This is a genomic window from Chitinophaga eiseniae, assembly GCF_012641265.1.
Lineage (GTDB): Bacteria > Bacteroidota > Bacteroidia > Chitinophagales > Chitinophagaceae > Chitinophaga > Chitinophaga eiseniae_A.
On sequence record NZ_JABAHZ010000001.1, the window covers coordinates 678,320 to 697,263 of the forward strand.

The following is an 18,944-nucleotide window of genomic DNA, read 5'->3' on the forward strand; positions in this document are numbered from 1 at the left end:
CCACATGCCCCGTAAATATCCACATATACACCATCTGTTGCTGCTATGGCTGATAATAGGCATAGCAGCTTGTAAAGAAAAGCATACCTCATCTAAAGGCGGTGTCATTACATTATCTCCACCGCCCTATTTACTGTCGCCCGATACTGTTAAGCTACGGAAGCAGGCCCGGTTGCTGCGGCAATACGCGCAAACCCACGGCTATAATACGAAACTGGCTTTCCTGGTCGATTTCAGTGTTTTCTCCGGCAGCAAACGATTTATTTGCTACGACCTGGAACACCAGCGGGTACTCAGTTCCGCGCTGGTATCCCATGGACAGGGTCCTGACTTCCGGGCAGAGAAAGTGGTGTTTTCCAATGTGCCGGGAAGTCGCTGTTCTTCTTTGGGTAAATATCGTATAGGCGCCAGGTATAGTGGGCAATTTGGTACGGCATATAAGCTCCATGGACTGGACAGTACAAACAGTAATGCATTCAACAGGTTTGTGGTATTGCACAGTTACCGCGCTGTGCCCGCAGTAGAGCAGGAGCAGGGCATTTGTCGCAGCGACGGCTGCCCCATGTTAAATCCTGCCTATTTAGCGTCGCTCGGGCCTTACATCGATCGGGCCAATCGTCGTATCCTGCTATGGATTTACCGATGACAAACCAATGTTAGCGGCGTACAGGCAAATCGAGCCGCATGAGGATATCAGTTTGTTCCTCGCTGCCCAGCATAAATTTGTGTTTGTCGAACGGCGCAAATCCGTGTTTGTCGTAGAAACCGATAGCATTGGTATTATGCTCCCAAACGCCCAGCCAGAGAAAAGGGGCTTTTACTGCGTCTGCCAGTTCCAGGGCACGGTTCAGTAACAGCTGGCCAATCCGCTGGCCCTGATGCGACTTAAGTACGTATATCCGTTCTAGTTCCACCGCGCGGCTGTTAAATAATTCAGATTGCGCCGTCCGGTAGTTAATTTTCATATAGCCGAGTGGGTTATTGTTCAGCATAGCAAAATAAAATTCGGAATCAGGGTGGCTCATTTCAGTCGTTAGTTTGGGGAGGTTCATGTTTTCCCGGAGATACTGCGCCATATTTTCAGCCGTATTTACATCGGCAAAACTTTCCAGGAACGTTTGCCGGGCTACCTGTTGCAATAATTCCACCTCCGCGGTGATAGCAGGTACAATAAGGATTTCTTTCATTTTTGCTGGGTTATAATAATAGAATATATTGTTGGTTAATTTGTGACTTATGGCAATGATACGAAAAGCATTTACAACGATATTGATACTGGTACTCGCTACCGGCACACTGGCTCAAAAAGTAGCACCTGTTAACACAGATATACAGGAAGGGGATATTATTTTCCAGGTATCCCAATCAGATCTGAGTACGGCTATCCAGTTGGCTACACATTCCAAATATAGTCATTGCGGGATAATTTTTAAAAGAGGAGATGCCTGGTATGTGTACGAAGCTTTACAACCAGTGAGATATACGCCATTACAGGAATGGATCGCCAGGGGGAAAGGAAAACACTTTGTTCAAAAACGCCTCAAAGATGCCGCCACACTGCTGACTCCCGGCGTAGTCGGTAAAATGAAAGCAATAGGATCGCAGTATGATGGAAAGGATTATGACATCTATTTTGCCTGGTCGGATGAAAGAATGTATTGTTCCGAACTTGTCTGGAAAATCTATAAAGGCGCTACCGGGCTGGAGATAGGAACATTACAGGCCTTAAAGGATTTTGATCTGCACAGTACTGCGGTAAAACAGCAGATGGAACAAATTTACCGGGGACATATTCCCCTGGATGAAAAAATTATCTCTCCCGTCAGTATGTTCAATTCACCACTGTTAATCACAGTGGCCAGCAAATAAGATATCACGCAAAGACACAAAGGAGCAAAGCAGCATAAGAAAGTGTAAAAATCTTTGCTGCTTTGCTCCTTTGTGTCTTTGCGTGCACCCTATTGTGCAACGGCTTGTTTTGCCAGGTATTCCGGCAAACTGGTACCGATAATATAAGTCCAGCCTTGCGTGAAACTGGCCACCCCGAAGTTGGAATCCTCTCCGGAAGGGAAAGTATGTAAACCAGTATGCGTCAAAGTGAGCTTTGTTTTTTTTCCTTCTGCCGTCAGTTCCCAGGTAACTTCTGAATTGCCAGGGTACCCTTCATACCTCCAGGTATAACTGAGTTTCTTACCAGGTATTACCTCCGTGATTTTACAATGATGCAGGTATTGTTTCGTTTCGCTGCCGCCGCTGAAGCTGAATTCAAAGCCTACGGTGGGACTGAAAGCGGAGAGATCGAAATACCATTGTTTCATTTTGTCTTTGTCTGTAATGGCTTCCCATACAGCATTTACAGGTGCATCCAGGATACGCTCAATGACTAAAGGTGTGTTACTCATGGTGACTTGTTTAAATAGATGAAAAATGAGGTAGTTACTTTTTCTTACGGGAAGGCTTTTCCGTGGCCGCCAGGAAGTTTTCCAGGGCATCCAGTTTTTGTGTCCAGAAAGCGTGGTATTGCGCCGTCCAGTCCGCCACCGCTTTCAATTGCCGCAAATCGGCGCTGCAATAACGCTCCCGGCCATCCTGGCGGATAGTAACCAACCCGCATTCTGTTAAGATCCGGATATGTTTGGAAATTGCAGGCCGGCTGATATCAAAGTTGTCGGCGATGGCATTCAGATTCAACGTAGTGTTGGCCAGCAAGCCAATGATCTGCCTACGGGTTGGATCTGCTATTGCCTGAAATACATCTCGTCTCAAGGAATCTGTTTTTATTGTGTAACCATTCGGTTACAAATATAGGGAACCGAATGGTTACATAAAAATTTTTTTAGAGAAGCAGTAGATGAAAAATACCGGATTATCAGGGGAAGGTATTATTTTACGCCATTCAACAGTAAATGACATGCTATACAAACATTCCACGCTTCTTTGCCTCCTGGCGCTGCTGCTGGGCTTTTCGGCCATCGCGCAATCTAAAAAAGTGAACATCGTTTTTATTGGTAACAGCATTACCCAGGGCGCCGGGTTACCGCATGCCGATAAAGAAGCTCCGCCCGTAAAAGCCCTGGAGTGGCTGCAGAAAATAATGCCTGCCGCCGCAGTGCATATCAGCAACCAGGGCGTTAGTGGTTCTACGACAGTTGATTTCCTGCCCGCCACTAATCGTTTATTCAATAACGTGGTAAAGGTTGCCGATGCTTTTAAGGCGGATAAGGATGCTACCCTGGTATTTTCCATGGTATTGGGCACAAACGACAGCGCAGAAGAAGGCCCCAATGGCTCTCCGGTATCGCCGGCTAACTATAAAGCCAATGTGAAAACAATTGTAGACCGGCTCCTGGCCGACTATCCCGGTTGTATCGTTATCCTCCATCATCCGATCTGGTATAGCCCCACTACCCAGAATAGTTCCCGCTACCTGGCAGCAGGACTCGCCAGGCTGCAATCTTATTTCCCGGTGTTAAATACTATTGCCGCCGAATACCATATTACTCATCCTAAGCAGGTATTCATCGGCAATACCAGTGGTTTTGACTATTTTAAAAAACATCCCGAATGGTATGTTCAGGAACATGGTAAAGCCGGCACCTTTCAGCTGCATCCCAATGAAAAAGGAGCAGAAGAGCTGGGCATTTTGTGGGCAAAGGCCATCAAGCGGGTATTGTCTGGTAAACTGTAAACCCGATAAGCCAAAATCAAATATCTTTGCGTCATGGATATAGCATTTGATGAACAGTCGCTGGCTGTAAAATATGATGAAGACATTGATGATACCCTGGCCTGGGAGGATGTGATACGCATATCAGGTTACAAAGTATATGCATACCCGGGAGAGCTGACCTTCCTGGCCTTCGAAACATCGGATGGCGAAATCCTGGAGGTGTCGGACGAAATGAGTGGCTGGCTGGAACTGGTAGGAGGTTTGCATAATATTTTCAAGCTATCATCCAATTGGGAAGAGGAGTTAGCAGACTGTGAGCCCGGAGGAGAAGATATTACCCTGTTTACAAAATAATAAATGGGGAGAAGATATAAACGCCCATCGTAGTGGATCTACGATGGGCGTTTCGCTGTTTATTCAGCGCGTAAACTATTCACAGGGTTATCTAAAGCTGCTTTAACTGCCTGGGCACTAACAATCACCGCAGCTATCAGCAAGGCGCCGGTGCCGGCTATAATAAAGATCCAGGCATTGAGCGGCACGCGGTAGGCAAAATCCTGTAGCCAGCTTTTCATGGCCCACCAGGCCAGCGGGAACGCTATCGCCGCGGCAATGATGACAAGCCGCAGGAAGTCGGTCGACATCAACCGCACAATACCACTGATACTGGCGCCCAGCACTTTCCGGATACCGATTTCCTTGGTACGCTGTTCTATGGTAAAAGAGGCCAATCCAAACAATCCCAGCGAGGCAATTACGATGGCCAGAATAGAAAATATCATAAACAACTCGCCCAGCCGCTGTTCCGCCAGGTATTGCTTGTTATAATCTTCATCCAGGAAGAAGTAACTGAACATAGCGCCTGGTATCAAAGTATGCCAGGTCTTTTCAATGCCCGCGATGGTAGTGGCTGCATTGCCCGTATTCATTTTTACGCTGATATAGGCCAGCGACCAGGGCCTGTAAAATATAGCCATGGGCGTTACACCCTGCTGCAACGAGCTAAAATGAAAATCTTTGTATACCCCGCATATCCTTCCCCAACCCCAGTCAAACTCCTGCCCCAGTGCCTCTTCTGGCTTCTTCCATCCGAAGAAGGGAAGCGCGGATTCATTGATCATAATATCCGGATGACCGGTGGTATCTACCACCATGTTACATAGGCGTCCCGCCAATAATTTAATATCATAAGTACGGAAAAATTGGTCATCGGCAGTCAGCAAACGGGCATCTGTTTTTTTAGTGTGGTCGTTTTTCAATTGCAACAGGTTGTTGCCAAAATCCCGGCCGGGAATACTGCTGGAGGCACTTACCGATAATACATCCGCCTGTCCCCGCAGTTTTTCTGCCAACAGCGGTAATTGTTTCCTGGCTTCATTTCCGGCAGTAGGGATTACCAATACCTGCGACTGGTTAAAGCCGAGATCCTGGTGTTTCATAAACTGCAACTGTTTATACACCACAATGGTGGCAATGATCAGCAGTATGGATATGGAAAACTGGGTGACCACCAGCGAGTTCCTAAGTACATTGGTTTTTCGCTGCCAGGCATAGCGTTGTATAATCCGCGATGGACTGAACCCTGAAAGTACAATGGCAGGATAGATGCCCGATAATAAGCCGATTAACAGGCTAATACCCAGCCCGGCACTAATAATACCCGGTGCCAGTAGGGTAGCAAACGTAAAATTTTTGTCAGCAACATGATTGAAGGCGGGTAACAATAATAGCATCAGGAACAGGGAGGCGATGAACGCCAGGCTGCTCATCATGCAGGATTCCAGCATAAATTGGAAGATCAGTTGCGCACGCTGTGCTCCAATTACCTTCCGTACACCCACTTCTTTAGCCCGGGTAGTAGCCCTTGCGGTAGCGAGGTTCACAAAGTTGATCCCGGCTATTAACAGGATAAACAAGGCAATGAAAGAAAGAATGCGTATGTAAAGCGCATCCCTGTTTTTACTGAGCTCATAGCGCAAATTGGAATGAAGATGAATCGAAGCCAGTGGTTGCATGAAATGCGTATATACCTGCCCGTTAGCTTTGATTTCATCACCTACATACTTGTAGGCGATAAACCGGATCTGTGGTTCAAAAGCAGCCACAGATACATTGGGCTTCAACCGGACGAAAGTCTGCACCATCGTGCCGTGCCAGTTATCGGTATTCTGTTGGAACCACTGTTGGTGCTCTACCGAAACGGTAGAGATAATGAAGTCGGGCCGGAAGTACGTGTTAAACGGGATATCTTTCAACACGCCCGTTACCCTGTAATGGGTACCATTGATGTTGAGCGATTGATTTAGCCAGTTGCTGGCATTGCTTTGATGTCCGAAATATTTGGTGGCTTTTTCTGCCGTCAGTAAAATACCGTCTGCGTCGTTTAGCGCGGTGCGGCTGTCACCAGCCAGGAGCGGGTAGGGGAGTACTTCGAAGAAAGAACTGTCGGCAAAAAAAATGCCTTGTTCTGGTATTTGTTTTTGGAGAGAAGTACTTATTACCCCGTTGTTGCCATAATTAAATATCCGTACCGTATTGTTTACCTGTGGGTATTCCATCAGCGCCTTAGCGAGGTTGCCGGAGGTAGCGGCAAACCGGATATTATCGTTCGTTTGGGTTTTCACATCCATCCCTATCCTGTATACCTGCTCCTCTTGCGGTATCCAGCGGTCGTAACTATATTCATCCCGCACATAAATGGCAATGAAAAAACAGGCGGTCAACCCAAGCGTTAAACCAACGAGATTTAATAAGCTATGGGTAATGTTTTTGCGAAAATTTCTGAACGCAATTTTTAATTGACTTCTGATCATGGCAGTACAACTTGTGAAAACAGGAAGGCGAAGGAAGTGCCAGGCTTGTATGAATTGATTATCAATAGGTAATATACCGTATATATCTCTCAGGTTGTCCGTTTTTATGACAGGATGTTCATTTCTGAACATATCAGGCACCCAGTTCTTTTTACCGGTTATGTAATTGATACCAACTGTTTATAAACAGAAAAGTAAATTTATCTACCACAAAAATTTTCTTCGTATTAGTCTATTGATTTGGTAGACTAAAAACTTGTTGGTACTTTTAACCTTGATAAAAATCTAAAGATCGCTTAACGCAACCCGAATCAATATAAACAGTTTTTTTAAAAATTGGCCTTAAACATTGGTGAGCAAACGCTTTACCAGCTGCGGCTACGGCAACAGCCTGCAGGGGGCCCAAAATGTTACCTATGGACTCTTTTTACTATCAGTCTTTCCCAGGGAGATGGAGGAGCTTACTATTGCTCGTTATTTTATTGGCTCCCTTGTTCCTGCTGGCGCAGGAAAAACGTACAGGCGTTACCGGTATTGTCCGCAATGAACGGCAGGAAGCTATTCCCGGCGTATCTGTGACGATAAAAAATGCAGTCAATGGCGGCATTGCATCTACGCAAACCAATGCCAGTGGCGTATTTAGCTTTCCAATCCTGGCTGCTGGCGGTCCTTACACCGTGCAATTCAGTTCTATCGGCTACGAGCCTACGCTGCAAAGTGGCATTACATTAACAGAAGGGGCCACCCGGCAACTGACGATTGTGCTGAAAGAGTCCACCTCCTCGCTCAACCAGGTCGTAGTAGTGGGGTATGGGGTACAACGCCGCAAAGAAATCACAGGCGCCGTAGCTTCTGTACGGTCAGCCGATCTGAAAGATCAACCGGTAACCACCTTCGAGCAAGCCATTGCCGGCAAGGTAGCCGGTGTACAGGTGTTGCAGAATACCGGCGCGCCCGGAGGCAGCATGAGCGTGCGTATCCGCGGGCTCAACTCCATCTCAGCCGGCATCGACCCACTCTATGTAGTAGATGGTATCCCGCTTTCCAACGATCTTAAAAACCTGCAGGGCTCCACTGATGTTGTAAACATTGCCGGGCAGGCCTCTTTCCAGAAATCGCCAGACCCGCTCAGCACCTTGAACAGCGATGATATTGCCTCCATCGATATACTGAAAGATGCATCTTCCGCAGCTATCTATGGCTCCCGGGCATCTAACGGCGTGGTATTGATTACCACCAGGAAAGGAAAGCCGGCAGGCCCGCCTGTATTCGGCTACAGCATGTATGCAGGCTTTCAGCAGGTAAGCAGGAAAATAAAACTGATGGATGCCTACGAGTGGGCCAAATATAGCTACGATGCTAAAAACAACGCTTATCTCGATTTCAGGCCCTCCGGTAAAATCACCGACGACAACGCTACCCGGGGCAGCTCCAACTACCAGATAGCACCGGAAACACTGCCTTACCTGGCAGGGCAGCAGGGGCTGGTGAATACCGACTGGCAGAATGCCCTGTTCAGAACAGCGCCGATTCAAAACCATACCTTGTCCGCTTCCGGCGGCAGTGACAAATTCCAGTACTATATCTCCGGTAATTATCTTGATCAAACAGGTATCATCCTGGGATCAGGGTATAAAAGATATGGTGTGCGGGCTAATCTCACTGCCGACCTCACCTCACGTTTAAGGGTAGGCGTTAGCCTCAACCCTACATTTGATCACTACGACCTGATCAACAGCGAGGGACCCTGGACATTTGACGGGGTACTGAGTAATGCCCTGAAGGCTTCTCCCATTTTCCCGGTGTATAATGCGGATGGCTCGCTGGCCACCAATCGCCAGAATATATGGGCGTTTGGCTATTCAGGAGGAGAAAACCCCGTCGCACTGGCCACCCAGATCAAGGATAAAATGGATCATATCCGCAACCTGGGAAGCGCGTGGGGAGAATATGAAATTATCAGGGGATTGAAGTTTAAAACCTTCTTTGGCGCAGATATTAACCATTTCAGCCGCAACTATTTCCGGCCTTCCACGTTGGGTACCTATAAGCCTATACAACAAGGTGCACCCACGATTCCCAAAGGATCTGCGCAAACGGCTTTGTCTACCAACTGGCTCTGGGAAAATACACTGACCTACCAGTTTAACATACACGATAAACATAAGCTCGATGTCCTGGCTGGTTATACCTCTCAGAAGAATGTGACCAAAGCCAGCGAAACCGATGGTACCGGCTTTCCTAACGATGCCGTACAAACGCTGAATGCCGCTACCATTACCAGCGGTACTTCCACGGAATCGCAATGGTCGCTGATCTCTTACCTGGGCAGGGTCAACTATAACTACGACGATAAATACTTTGTGTCGGCCAGCATTCGTAGTGATGGATCCTCCCGCTTCGGGGCCAACAACAAATGGGGCTATTTCCCGGCCGTTTCCGGCGGCTGGCTGATCAGCAATGAATCCTTCTTTAAAGTAAAACCGGTTTCTGAGTTAAAAGCAAGGGTGAGCTACGGTACTTCCGGTAACTTCCAGATTGCCAACTATGCAGCTTATGACCTGTTGTCATCCAACGGATATGTGCTGGGGCCAGGTACAGGTAACGCCGCGAATGGCGCGGGATTATCACAGCCTGCTAACCCGGACCTGACCTGGGAAAAAACGCTGCAACTGAATGCAGGTCTGGATATAGGCCTGTTTACCAACAGGATTTACCTCAGTGCCGACTACTATCGCGCTACCACTTCCAACCTGCTATTGAATGTACCGGTAGCCCTGAGTTCAGGATTCGGTACCGCCTTGAAAAATATTGGCAAGGTGCGTAACAGCGGGGTGGAATTTGGACTGAATACCCGCAATCTCACCGGCGCCTTCATATGGAATACCAGCTTTAATATTGCCTCCAATAAAAATGAAGTATTGCAACTGGGCGCCAACAATGCCCCCATCATTTCTGATGGCGGCAACGGCACCATCTCCCAGTTATACATCACCAAAGTAGGATCGCCAATAGGTAGCTATTATGGTTATATCAACGGTGGCGTATTTAAAAACCAGGCGGAAATTGATGCCTATCCTCATTACAGCAGTACAAAGCCGGGAGATCGTAAGTTTATAGATTTTAATAACGATAAGAAAATTGATGCGAGCGACAGAACCGATATAGGCAGCTACTTTCCCAAGTTTATCTGGGGCCTCAGCAATGAATTCCGTTATAAGGGATTTGACCTGAACATCGCCCTGCAGGCGGTACACGGCAACAAAATTATGAACCTGCAACGCCGCTTCCTTTACAACAGCGAAGGCAATGCCAACCAGATGGTAGAAGAGCTGGGGTATTGGAAATCAGCTGCCGATCCGGGCGATGGCAACACCATGCGTCCTAACCGCGTAGCTACCGGGAATAGCACACAGCCCAGTTCCTTTTTCGTAGAAGACGGTTCGTATGTGCGTTTACGTAATGTAACCATTGGCTACAGTTTTAATCAACGCCTGTTGCATAACAAAGTACAGCAGCTGCGGGTATATCTCTCCGGGCAGAATATCTATACCTGGACCAAATACACCGGCTACAACCCGGAAGTGAACGCCCGGCCCGACAACCCATTGTCGCAGGGAGAGGACTATGGTACCTATCCTTTGCCGAAAACATTCACCGCAGGTATCAATCTTTTATTTTAAAAACAGGAGTATATGAAGTTAAATATCACTATAGCAATAGCAGGCTTGTCGCTGGTAACGATTATATCTTCCTGCAGCAAAGATTTTATTAACCGGCCCCCGGTATCCAATCAAACTACCGCTACCTTTTTCAAAACGGCCAGTGATTTTCAGCAGGGGGTAAATGGTATTTACGATGGGTTACAGAGTACGCGCACCTATGGTAAATCCAGCTATTACCTGATGGAAGTACGAAGCGACAATACCGATATCCTGGACCGTGGCGCATTGGCGGGAGTGGCCTCCCAGATCGATCTTTTTGGAGAAACCACTACCAATCCTTTTCTCACAGATGTATATGCCGGCTCGTATATCGTGATTTCCCGGGCCAACTCCGTGCTGGACCAGGTAGATGCTGCCGCCATACCCGATTCATCTAAAAAACAATTCAAGGGAGAAGCCTTGTTCCTGCGGGCATTTGTATATTTCGACCTGGTGAGGTTGTATGGCAAAGTACCCCTGGTGATCAAAACAGAAACCACTTCAGAAGCGCAGAATGATAAGCGGAATGACGTAACGGAAGTATATGCGCAGATAGAAAAAGACCTGCAACAGGCCGCCACCTTGCTGCCTGCCGTGTATACCAACCCCAACGATTATGGCCGGGCAACGGCCGGCAGCGCTAATGGCTTGCTGGGTAAGGTATATGTTACAGAAAAGAAGTGGCCGGCAGCTGCAAATGTCTTAAAAAACGTAAATGGTTATACGTTACTGAACGATTATGCGGCATTGTTTACACCTGCCAATGCGGTGAACAGCGAAGTATTGTTTACCATCCGTTTTAAAAAGGGATTAAGTCCGTCCGAAGGGAATACATTCTTTTCCGACATGGTGCCTTTTTCCTTCTTTTATAACGGCGTGGCTTACGGAGGATCTAATAACAACCGTCCCACACACGATATCGTAGCGGCGTATGAGCCGGGTGATCTGCGTTTTGCGGCTTCCCTCGATACGGTGTCTTATAGCAATGCTACCACCAAACAGTCGGGCAACTATGTGAAGAAGTTCCTGGATCCGCCCGGCGCTACCGGCGACGGCGGCAGCAGTTTCCCGGTATTACGTTACGCCGACATCCTGTTGCTGCAGGCCGAGGCGCTGAACGAGCAGGCGTATAGTGCGGCCACCGGTGCAGGTACCGCTTTCGGTTACCTCAACCAGGTACGGCAAAGAGCCGGGCTCAAAGCCAGAACGGCTGCTGACCTGCCCGACCAGGCCAGTTTCCGTGATGCTGTATTTGCAGAAAGAAGGATAGAACTGGCTTTTGAAAACAACCGCTGGTTCGACCTTATCAGGTATAGCAAGGGACTGGCCATTATGCAGGCGCACCTGAAAAATGAGTACAATCTCACTGCGCCGGTGCTCACGCCTTCCCGCTTATTATTTTATATTCCTCAAAGCGAAATAGATATTCACAACGATCCCACCAATTTCCCGCAGAATCCTTGACGGCAGGTGGTTTGATATAAAGCGTGCAGTATGAAACGATTGGTTTTTTTATTGCTGGCAGCATGGTACATGCTCCCGGCACGGGCGCAGCATGCCCTGGATTCGATATGGGTACACGAAAATTATTATAAGCAGGAGCAACGGATTCGTATGCGCGATGGCGTTAGTTTATTTACTACCGTGTATCTGCCCAGGAACAGCAGTGCCCAACACCCGGTATTATTGACCCGCACGCCCTATTCCGCTGCACCCTACGGTGCAGGACAACTATCGCCCAACCTCTGGAATACTTACTGGAACCGGTATGCACGCGAACATTATATCATCGTGGTACAGGATGTGCGGGGCCGCTGGATGAGCGAAGGAACGTTTATGGATATACGCCCTTTCAATCCACAGAAGAAAGGAAAGGAGATCGATGAAGCCAGCGATACTTATGATACGATAGACTGGTTAGTGAAAAATATTCCCGGCAACAACGGACATGTAGGCGTTTTCGGTATTTCATATCCAGGGTTTTATACCACCATGGCTGCTTTGAGCGGACATCCGGCGTTGAAGGCTGTAAGTCCGCAGGCGCCGGTAACAGACTGGTTTCATGGGGACGACTTCCACCACAACGGCGCTTTTTTCCTGATGGATTGTTTTGGATTTTATACCAAAGGCTTTGGCTATCTGCATCCCGGGCCGGTGTCGGTAGCGCCGGTGCAGGCGTTACAATTGCCCTGTAACGATAACTATCAGACCTTCCTGCAAATTGGTACGATTAAAAATTTTACCCGGCTAACGGGCGACAGTCTCGCTTTCTGGAGGGAGATCATTGCCCATCCGCAGTACGACGATTGGTGGAAAGCACGGGATCCGCGTTATCATGTAAGTAACCTGCAACCGGCGGTGCTGGTAGTAGGGGGCCTCTTTGACGCGGAAGATTGTTATGGCGCATGGAACTTATATAAAGCCATAGAAAAGAGCAACCCGGCCACGCATTTCAACCGCCTGGTAATGGGGCCCTGGTATCATGGTCAATGGGCATCCAACGACGGGACGCACCTGGGTAATATCTGGTTCGGCGATAATACAGCCGCCTGGTACCAGGAACATATAGAAGTCCCTTTTTTCAATTATTATCTCCAGGGAAAAGGGGACCTGTCCGCCATTGCAGAAGCTAATGTATTTTTTACCGGGGAAAATAAGTGGCGCCAATATGCCGCCTGGCCACCCGCAGCGCAGGAAAAGGAAATTTTCCTGGCGGAAAATGGGCTACTGCTGTGGCAGCCAACAGCGACGGGCTTCAGCGAATATGTAAGTGATCCGGCACACCCGGTGCCTTATACCGGGGATGTGCACTACATCCGTACGAGGGATTATATGACCGATGACCAGCGTTTTGCAGCCCGGCGGGCGGATGTGTTGACTTTTGAAACAGCGCTACTGCAGGAAGATCTGACCATAGGCGGTACTATTACAGCCGATCTGCATGTAAGCGTAACCGGCAGCGATGCCGATTTTGTGGTAAAGGTGGTCGATGTTTTCCCGGACGACTTCCGGTACCCGAATACGCCGCCGCCCAACAAAACCCGCGATGCGGGTGGTCCTTATCCGTTGGGTGGTTACCAGATGCTGGTAAGGGGCGATATTTTCCGGGGCCGCTTCCGCCATAGCTTTGAGCGGCCGGCAGCCTTTGTTCCCGGTAAAATTGAACAGGTGACCTTTCACCTACCCGATGTAGCCCATACTTTTAAGAAAGGGCATCGGCTCATGGTACAGGTGCAGAGCAGCTGGTTTCCCCTGGCGGATCGCAACCCCCAGCAGTTCGTGAATATTTATGAAGCCGATGAAAAAGACTTTATCAAGGCTACTGTTCGTATTTATCATGATCCCACGCATCCTTCCGGTATTGTATTGCCTGTGCTGAAATGATCAGAGCCTTTTAAAATGGATTTCCAGCCGCATATGCCGGCGGTTGTTACGATAGTCTTCGTCATCTTCCCGCACCAGGATCAGTTGTTTGGGATTGAGGGTATGAACTTTAAAAGTGACCGCATCACCGGTAGGTTCCAGCAAGGTTAATTCTTTTGAGTCGGGATAAAGGATATAGGAGTCGTACCGTTGGCCCCCATCTTCCAGGTGGCCGTCCTCTTTAAAATCCATGACGTCCATCTCGCTGAAACTGCTGTCGGTTTTCTCGAACATTTTCTTCCCGTTTTCGCTGCCGCTCATGACAGATTTTACTGGCAGCCATTTGCCGATTATTCTGCCATTGCTCTGGCTGGGAGGGACATTGCTGCAACTGATATGGATGATGGAGAGAAGTAGGAGGGTATAAATACTATTCATAAGTTGTATCTTTAGTGTCATAAAATGTGATGCCCGTGAAACTTGATTCTTCTGTTGGATGGATGATATTCATAGTGGTATACGTGCTCTCTATCCTGTTGTTTTGTCGTGTTTATAGCGCAAAAATACAAAGATCGCCGGTATAAGAAGGAATGGAAATTGTGAAGGTGGGATGTAGCATTGTTTTATCCATAAAAAGTTGATCATGGGAGATAATATTGCGGCGCCGTTTCTACCGGCGCAGTATGTGGGAGAAGCCACTACTACCTCCGAAACCAAAGATTTATTGAATGAAGAGGCAGCCTCAGCCTTTTTTAAAAACGCAGTGCTCCGCCTGGCAGACGTTAATAACTGGGAATCGCTGAGTGGTAGCATGTCGTCGGGCTTTCAGCTCACCGACCTGGCCGGAAAGCCTGCATCAGGGCCGGCGGAAACAGGCATGTATATACGCATCGATATCCCGGGGCCGGGTACCCACGCAGGGAAGGGGTTTGACTGGGTGAAAATTGAGCAGAAGGAACATATTATGTTGAATGAGCACCAGGAAGTATTCTTTATCCGTGCCAGGCCTTCTGAACATCCTATACAAAAAAGCGCCGGGATCGCACATTTCCTGCGTAAAGAGGCCAGCAGTTCTTTTGTATTGATGAGGAATGGTCCTTCCGTTACAGCGGCGGTATATGGTCGTAATGAGGTGCCTAACACCCAGAGCGCCGACCTGGGCGACCGGATAAGGAATGCCGTGGTAGGTGCTACCGGCGCTATCGGCATTTCAAAGCTCCAGTGGAAAGCCCTGGTAAAGGGATTATTGGAATAGCCTACTGTTGCTGTTCCCTTTCAAAAAAACTCCGCACTTTTATATTGGCTTCTACTTCTTCGATGGCCTTCATGAGGTTATTAGGAGTGTCTGTGAGGGATGCCAGGGCGGCCGACATCTTTCCCCACACCGGCTGCATTTGGATCACCAGCTCTTTCCCCTTTTCTGTAAGCAGGATGAGCCGTTTCCGCTCATCGGTCTTGTCTTTTTTAGAGCGGACCAGCTTTTGCTTTTCCAGTTCTTTTAGTAAGCTGATAGTAGATGGATGAGAATAGCCTATTTCTGCTGCTATTTCTACTACGCTCAATACCGGCTTTTGGTGTAGGGTATACACCACCGGAAACCACTTCGGCTCAAAATCAATCCCATGGGCCTTATAAATCAGTTGCCCCTCTTTGCGCAGCTGGTCGCTGAGTCGCTGTAACCGTGTGGCAATCGCCAATATGCCGGATGCTTCTATTAAATTGCTCATTAACTTTCTTTATCCAGGTGTAAGTGATAGAATACGTTATCCGCAGGCATCACCGGAAAGTACGAAGGCAAATCCGTTTTAGGAATCCTCTTGAAATGATTGCGCTCATAGAAGCGCATGGCGGCTTCCAGTTTATTGACAGTGCCCAGGTAAAGGTCCCGGATGTCCTGTTGCCGGCTATATACCATCAAGCCTTCCAGTAAACGTTGAGCAATGCCCAATTCTTTCCCCCGGAATTCCTTTTTAACAAACATCTTGCGGATTGCCCCGGCCTGGTGACCAATCGCGATAAGTGCAATGGTACCTATCAATGCTTCACCCTGCATAGCTCCCCAGAATCCGCCGCCGGTACGATGATAGCAGGTGTCAATATCCAGTAAGTCCGGCTGATCTTCCAGGGTAACGGGGATATTAAACTCCTGCTGCTGGATAGGCAGGATAAGATCAATGGCCTGTTGACTGAAATGATTATCGATCATCTTGATGATTGGTACTGTACTCATGTTTTCGTAATTATAGTATAAAACTACGTAGCTGACTACATATATCAAAATTTATTTTAACCACCCATAAAATAATCGGTAATCAGGCAGGGGAGAACAGGGGTATCAATGGATACCTATTTCATCGTTTAAGGGAAAGTATTTCCCTATTTTCCTAATGCGGTGGGTAACCCATCGAGACTGATGCGGTTCTTTTCAGCTTTATAAAGTTCCAGTCCCTCGGGGCCTTTGCTGGCCGCCCATTTAGCAGCATGGTCCCTTTCCCCTGTGTACGTATACAGCGGTACCCCGAAACCACAGGAGGTTTGCACTTTATAAATGTCGGCCACAATGATTTGCCGGGTAGCTGGCAGCAGGGAAAAGTGAGCCGACAGTTCCGGCCATTCCGGGTCGCCAGGCAATACCGTATAGCCGTGGCCGTATAAACGCAGTATATTAGGAGGACCGTCAAAGGCACAGAACATAAAAGTGATGCGGCCATTTTCAACCAGGTGAGCGGAAGTTTCATTGCCGCTGCCTACAATATCCAGGTAGGCCACCCGGGAAGGCGACAACACCCGGAAGCTGTCCAGCCCTTTAGGGGATTGATTTACATGCCCTTCCTGGCTGAGTGGCGCAGTGGCTACAAAAAACATCTTCTGGGCTGAAATGAATGCCTGGTGCTGCGGCTTGATATCATCAAAAAATTTTCCCATAGCAGTGGAGGTTAAGATCATTAAAGATACAAATTTTTAGCCCCCGCCATCGCCCGGAAAGCCGTACATTTGATACCGTACAAAGTACAAATGAAGCACTGCCCGTTATTTTCCGGCAGGAAAAATATGTTACATGAGGATGATTCAATTATTGACGGTGCTTTTCCTCCTGGCTTCCTGTAAAGGCAAATGGGAAAAGACGCAACCAACAGTAGGAAAAATCACGGAATCGGTATACGCTTCTGGCATCATCAAAGCCCGGCACCAGTACCAGGTGTTCTCCAGGGTAAATGGACTGATCATCCGCATTCCTGTCACGGAAGGAGATACCGTCAGGAAAGGCGACCCCATCATCATCATCCGCAATGAAACCGCAAAGCTCAACACTGAAAACGCTGCCATCGCAGCCGACTACAATTCGATAAAAGCCAACGCCGATAAATTAAATGAACTCCGCGTAAATATAGACCTGGCCCGGATAAAGCTCAACAACGATTCCCTCACCCAAAGCCGCCAGCGCAGGTTATGGGAACAACGTATTGGCAGCCAGCAGCAACTGGAACAGGCGGAACTGGCCTATAAAAATTCCCTGACAGCTTATGATGTAGCTGTATTCAAATACAACGACCTGCAAAAGCAACTTAATTTTGCAGCGAAACAGTCGGGCAAAAACCTGGAGATCAGCCATACCCAGAACGATGATTATACCATCAAAAGCGATATTGATGGAAAGGTGTACAGCATCGCCCCAAAAAATGGGGAGATGGTAACTACCCAAAGCCCCATTGCCGTGATTGGAGATGCCGGGAATTATTACCTGGAATTACAAGCCGATGAATACGATATTGCCCGCATCCGCCTGGGACAAAAAGTATATGTAACACTGGATAGCTACCGTGGACGGGTGTTTGAGGCCGTGGTAGAAAAGATCTACCCGATGATGAACGAAAAATCCAGGTCTTTTACCGTAGACGCCCACTTCACCACCGCGCCGCCGGTAGTATATCCCAATCTCACCCTCGAGGCCAATATCGAAATACAAACGAAAGAACATGCGTTAACCATCCCCCGAAATTATTTACTGGCAGAGGATGAAGTAATGCTGGAAAATAAAGAAAGGAAGAAAGTGGTAACAGGCGTGAAAGATTACCAGCAGGTAGAAATTGTGAGTGGGCTCACCGCCAACGATGTAATCATTAAGCCGGTGCCATGAACTACAGGTTAATTGTCAATATCGCCATTTCATTGCTGAAAGCCCGCTGGAGGCAAACACTGGTGGCTGCCATAGGCGTTACCTTCAGCATCACCATGTTTATTGCGCTGCTCAGTTTCATGACCGGGCTCAATGGCCTGCTGGATAGCCTGATCCTCAACCGAACGTCGCATGTGCGTATCTACAACGACATCAAACCTGCCAAACATCAGCCGGTGACATTGGTACCGGGAAACAAAGCTGCTCATAACTTTATTCACTCCGTTAAATCCGCCAGCGGACGCCTGGAAATATACAACAGCGCCGCCATCCTCGACCTGTTGCATCACGACGGCCGCGTACTGGGCGTAGCGCCCAAAATTATAGCCCCCGTTTTTTTTAATGCCGGTACCATCGACATCACCGGCGTAGTGAATGGTATTGATGTACAGGCGGAGAGCAGCTTGTTTCACTTCAACGACTATATCGTAGCCGGAAATGCCCTCGACCTGAAGAATGTACCCAACAGCATCATTTTGGGAAAAGGGGTAGCGGAAAAACTACTGGCAGAATTGGGAGATGTAGTACAGGTAACTACTTCCCAGGGAGAGATGATGCCCTTGAAAGTAGTGGGTTATTTTCAGTCGGGGCTACAGGACTTTGACAAAGTACAGTGCTATACCTCTATCAATACTGCCCAGAAACTATTAGGCAAACCCAATAATTATCTTACCGATATACAGATAAAACTGCATGACCTGAATGGGGCGCCGGCCGTGGCCAGGGAGTATGGCGGCCTGTTCCAGGCCGATACCGAAGATATCCAAACCGCTAACTCGCAGTTTGAAACCGGGAGCTTTATCCGTACCCTGATTTCTTATTCGGTAGGTATTACGCTGTTGATTGTAGCGGGCTTTGGGATTTACAACATCCTGAACATGATGATCTACGAAAAGATGGATGCGATTGCTATCATGAAGGCGACAGGCTTTTCCGGCACCGATGTAAACCGGATCTTTATCGTGATTGCCCTGAGCATAGGACTGGCAGGGGGATCTGTAGGACTGATACTGGGCTATATCCTGTCGGTGGTGATCAATCATATTCCGTTTAAAACGGCCGCATTGCCCACCATCTCAACGTTTCCGGTGAATTATAACCCGGTATTTTATGTAATAGCAACGGTATTTTCACTGGTTACTACCTACCTGGCAGGGTTCTTTCCCGCAAGAAAAGCCAGCAGGGTAGATCCGGTGGTGATTATAAGAGGTAAATAA

Annotated in this window: 18 protein-coding genes; 10 read left to right on the forward strand and 8 right to left on the reverse strand. The window is 48.1% G+C overall.

All coding sequences use genetic code 11. The annotated features are described in order from the left end of the window. Positions 1–4 precede the first annotated feature (4 nt). Entirely contained in the window at positions 5–646 is a 642-nt protein-coding gene (locus tag HGH91_RS02645) for a murein L,D-transpeptidase catalytic domain-containing protein (protein ID WP_168736900.1), read from the forward strand. A gap of 10 nt (positions 647–656) precedes the next feature. Here HGH91_RS02645 and HGH91_RS02650 read toward each other — a convergent pair whose 3' ends face one another. Beyond that, entirely contained in the window at positions 657–1,187 is a 531-nt protein-coding gene (locus HGH91_RS02650) for a GNAT family N-acetyltransferase (protein ID WP_168736901.1), read from the reverse strand. Between the two features lie 49 nt (positions 1,188–1,236). Here HGH91_RS02650 and HGH91_RS02655 point away from each other — a divergent pair, with 49 nt between their 5' ends. Continuing rightward, positions 1,237–1,869, forward strand: coding sequence for a YiiX family permuted papain-like enzyme (locus HGH91_RS02655; RefSeq protein ID WP_168736902.1), 633 nt, complete (start codon positions 1,237–1,239; stop codon positions 1,867–1,869). Positions 1,870–1,958: 89 nt separating this feature from the next. Here the strand turns inward: HGH91_RS02655 and HGH91_RS02660 are convergent, their stop codons facing one another. Next, positions 1,959–2,402, reverse strand: a complete 444-nt coding sequence (locus tag HGH91_RS02660) for an SRPBCC domain-containing protein (RefSeq protein WP_168736903.1) — start codon at positions 2,400–2,402, stop codon at positions 1,959–1,961. Positions 2,403–2,436: 34 nt separating this feature from the next. Continuing rightward, entirely contained in the window at positions 2,437–2,766 is a 330-nt protein-coding gene (locus tag HGH91_RS02665) for an ArsR/SmtB family transcription factor (protein ID WP_168736904.1), read from the reverse strand. 145 nt (positions 2,767–2,911) lie between these two features. On the opposite strand from HGH91_RS02665, the gene HGH91_RS02670 reads away from it, so the two are divergent. Both HGH91_RS02670 and HGH91_RS02675 read left to right on the forward strand, forming a co-directional pair. Continuing rightward, complete coding sequence (locus tag HGH91_RS02670; protein WP_168736905.1) at positions 2,912–3,688, forward strand: GDSL-type esterase/lipase family protein; 777 nt, start codon at positions 2,912–2,914, stop codon at positions 3,686–3,688. 33 nt (positions 3,689–3,721) lie between these two features. Further along, the gene (locus HGH91_RS02675; protein WP_168736906.1) at positions 3,722–4,024 is read left to right on the forward strand and encodes a hypothetical protein; all 303 of its coding nucleotides are present in this window, start codon (positions 3,722–3,724) and stop codon (positions 4,022–4,024) included. Positions 4,025–4,083: 59 nt separating this feature from the next. Here HGH91_RS02675 and HGH91_RS02680 read toward each other — a convergent pair whose 3' ends face one another. After that, entirely contained in the window at positions 4,084–6,483 is a 2,400-nt protein-coding gene (locus HGH91_RS02680; protein WP_168736907.1) for an FtsX-like permease family protein, read from the reverse strand. Positions 6,484–6,899: 416 nt separating this feature from the next. On the opposite strand from HGH91_RS02680, the gene HGH91_RS02685 reads away from it, so the two are divergent. From HGH91_RS02685 to HGH91_RS02695, 3 genes are read left to right on the forward strand one after another with little or no spacing between them, the layout of a single operon-like run. Next, positions 6,900–10,166 (forward strand): SusC/RagA family TonB-linked outer membrane protein, encoded by a 3,267-nt coding sequence (locus tag HGH91_RS02685; RefSeq protein WP_168736908.1) that lies wholly within the window; start codon positions 6,900–6,902, stop codon positions 10,164–10,166. A gap of 12 nt (positions 10,167–10,178) precedes the next feature. Further along, positions 10,179–11,651 carry a RagB/SusD family nutrient uptake outer membrane protein gene (locus tag HGH91_RS02690; RefSeq protein WP_168736909.1) on the forward strand — a complete coding sequence of 491 codons (1,473 nt, stop codon included), beginning with the start codon at positions 10,179–10,181 and terminating at the stop codon, positions 11,649–11,651. A 30-nt stretch (positions 11,652–11,681) separates the two neighbouring features. After that, positions 11,682–13,571, forward strand: a complete 1,890-nt coding sequence (locus HGH91_RS02695; RefSeq protein WP_168736910.1) for a CocE/NonD family hydrolase — start codon at positions 11,682–11,684, stop codon at positions 13,569–13,571. On the opposite strand, the gene HGH91_RS02700 is transcribed toward HGH91_RS02695, so the two are convergent. Continuing rightward, complete coding sequence (locus tag HGH91_RS02700; protein ID WP_168736911.1) at positions 13,572–13,988, reverse strand: hypothetical protein; 417 nt, start codon at positions 13,986–13,988, stop codon at positions 13,572–13,574. It lies immediately after the preceding gene. Between the two features lie 205 nt (positions 13,989–14,193). On the opposite strand from HGH91_RS02700, the gene HGH91_RS02705 reads away from it, so the two are divergent. Next, positions 14,194–14,805: a hypothetical protein gene (locus HGH91_RS02705; RefSeq protein WP_168736912.1), complete on the forward strand. Its 612-nt coding sequence runs from the start codon at positions 14,194–14,196 to the stop codon at positions 14,803–14,805. Position 14,806: 1 nt separating this feature from the next. Here HGH91_RS02705 and HGH91_RS02710 read toward each other — a convergent pair whose 3' ends face one another. The 3 genes from HGH91_RS02710 to HGH91_RS02720 all read right to left on the reverse strand — a co-directional run bounded on the left by HGH91_RS02710 (position 14,807) and on the right by HGH91_RS02720 (position 16,475). Continuing rightward, positions 14,807–15,277, reverse strand: a complete 471-nt coding sequence (locus HGH91_RS02710) for a MarR family winged helix-turn-helix transcriptional regulator (protein WP_168736913.1) — start codon at positions 15,275–15,277, stop codon at positions 14,807–14,809. Continuing rightward, complete coding sequence (locus HGH91_RS02715; RefSeq protein WP_168736914.1) at positions 15,277–15,780, reverse strand: GNAT family N-acetyltransferase; 504 nt, start codon at positions 15,778–15,780, stop codon at positions 15,277–15,279. Before HGH91_RS02715 ends, HGH91_RS02710 begins: the two co-directional genes overlap by 1 nt. Before the next feature lie 146 nt (positions 15,781–15,926). Beyond that, on the reverse strand, positions 15,927–16,475 hold the full coding sequence (locus HGH91_RS02720) for a pyridoxamine 5'-phosphate oxidase family protein (protein WP_168736915.1): 549 nt from the start codon (positions 16,473–16,475) through the stop codon (positions 15,927–15,929). 133 nt (positions 16,476–16,608) lie between these two features. On the opposite strand from HGH91_RS02720, the gene HGH91_RS02725 reads away from it, so the two are divergent. Beyond that, positions 16,609–17,688, forward strand: coding sequence for an efflux RND transporter periplasmic adaptor subunit (locus HGH91_RS02725; RefSeq protein WP_168736916.1), 1,080 nt, complete (start codon positions 16,609–16,611; stop codon positions 17,686–17,688). After that, on the forward strand, positions 17,685–18,944 hold the full coding sequence (locus tag HGH91_RS02730; RefSeq protein ID WP_168736917.1) for an ABC transporter permease: 1,260 nt from the start codon (positions 17,685–17,687) through the stop codon (positions 18,942–18,944). The genes HGH91_RS02725 and HGH91_RS02730 overlap by 4 nt, the downstream gene beginning before the upstream one ends.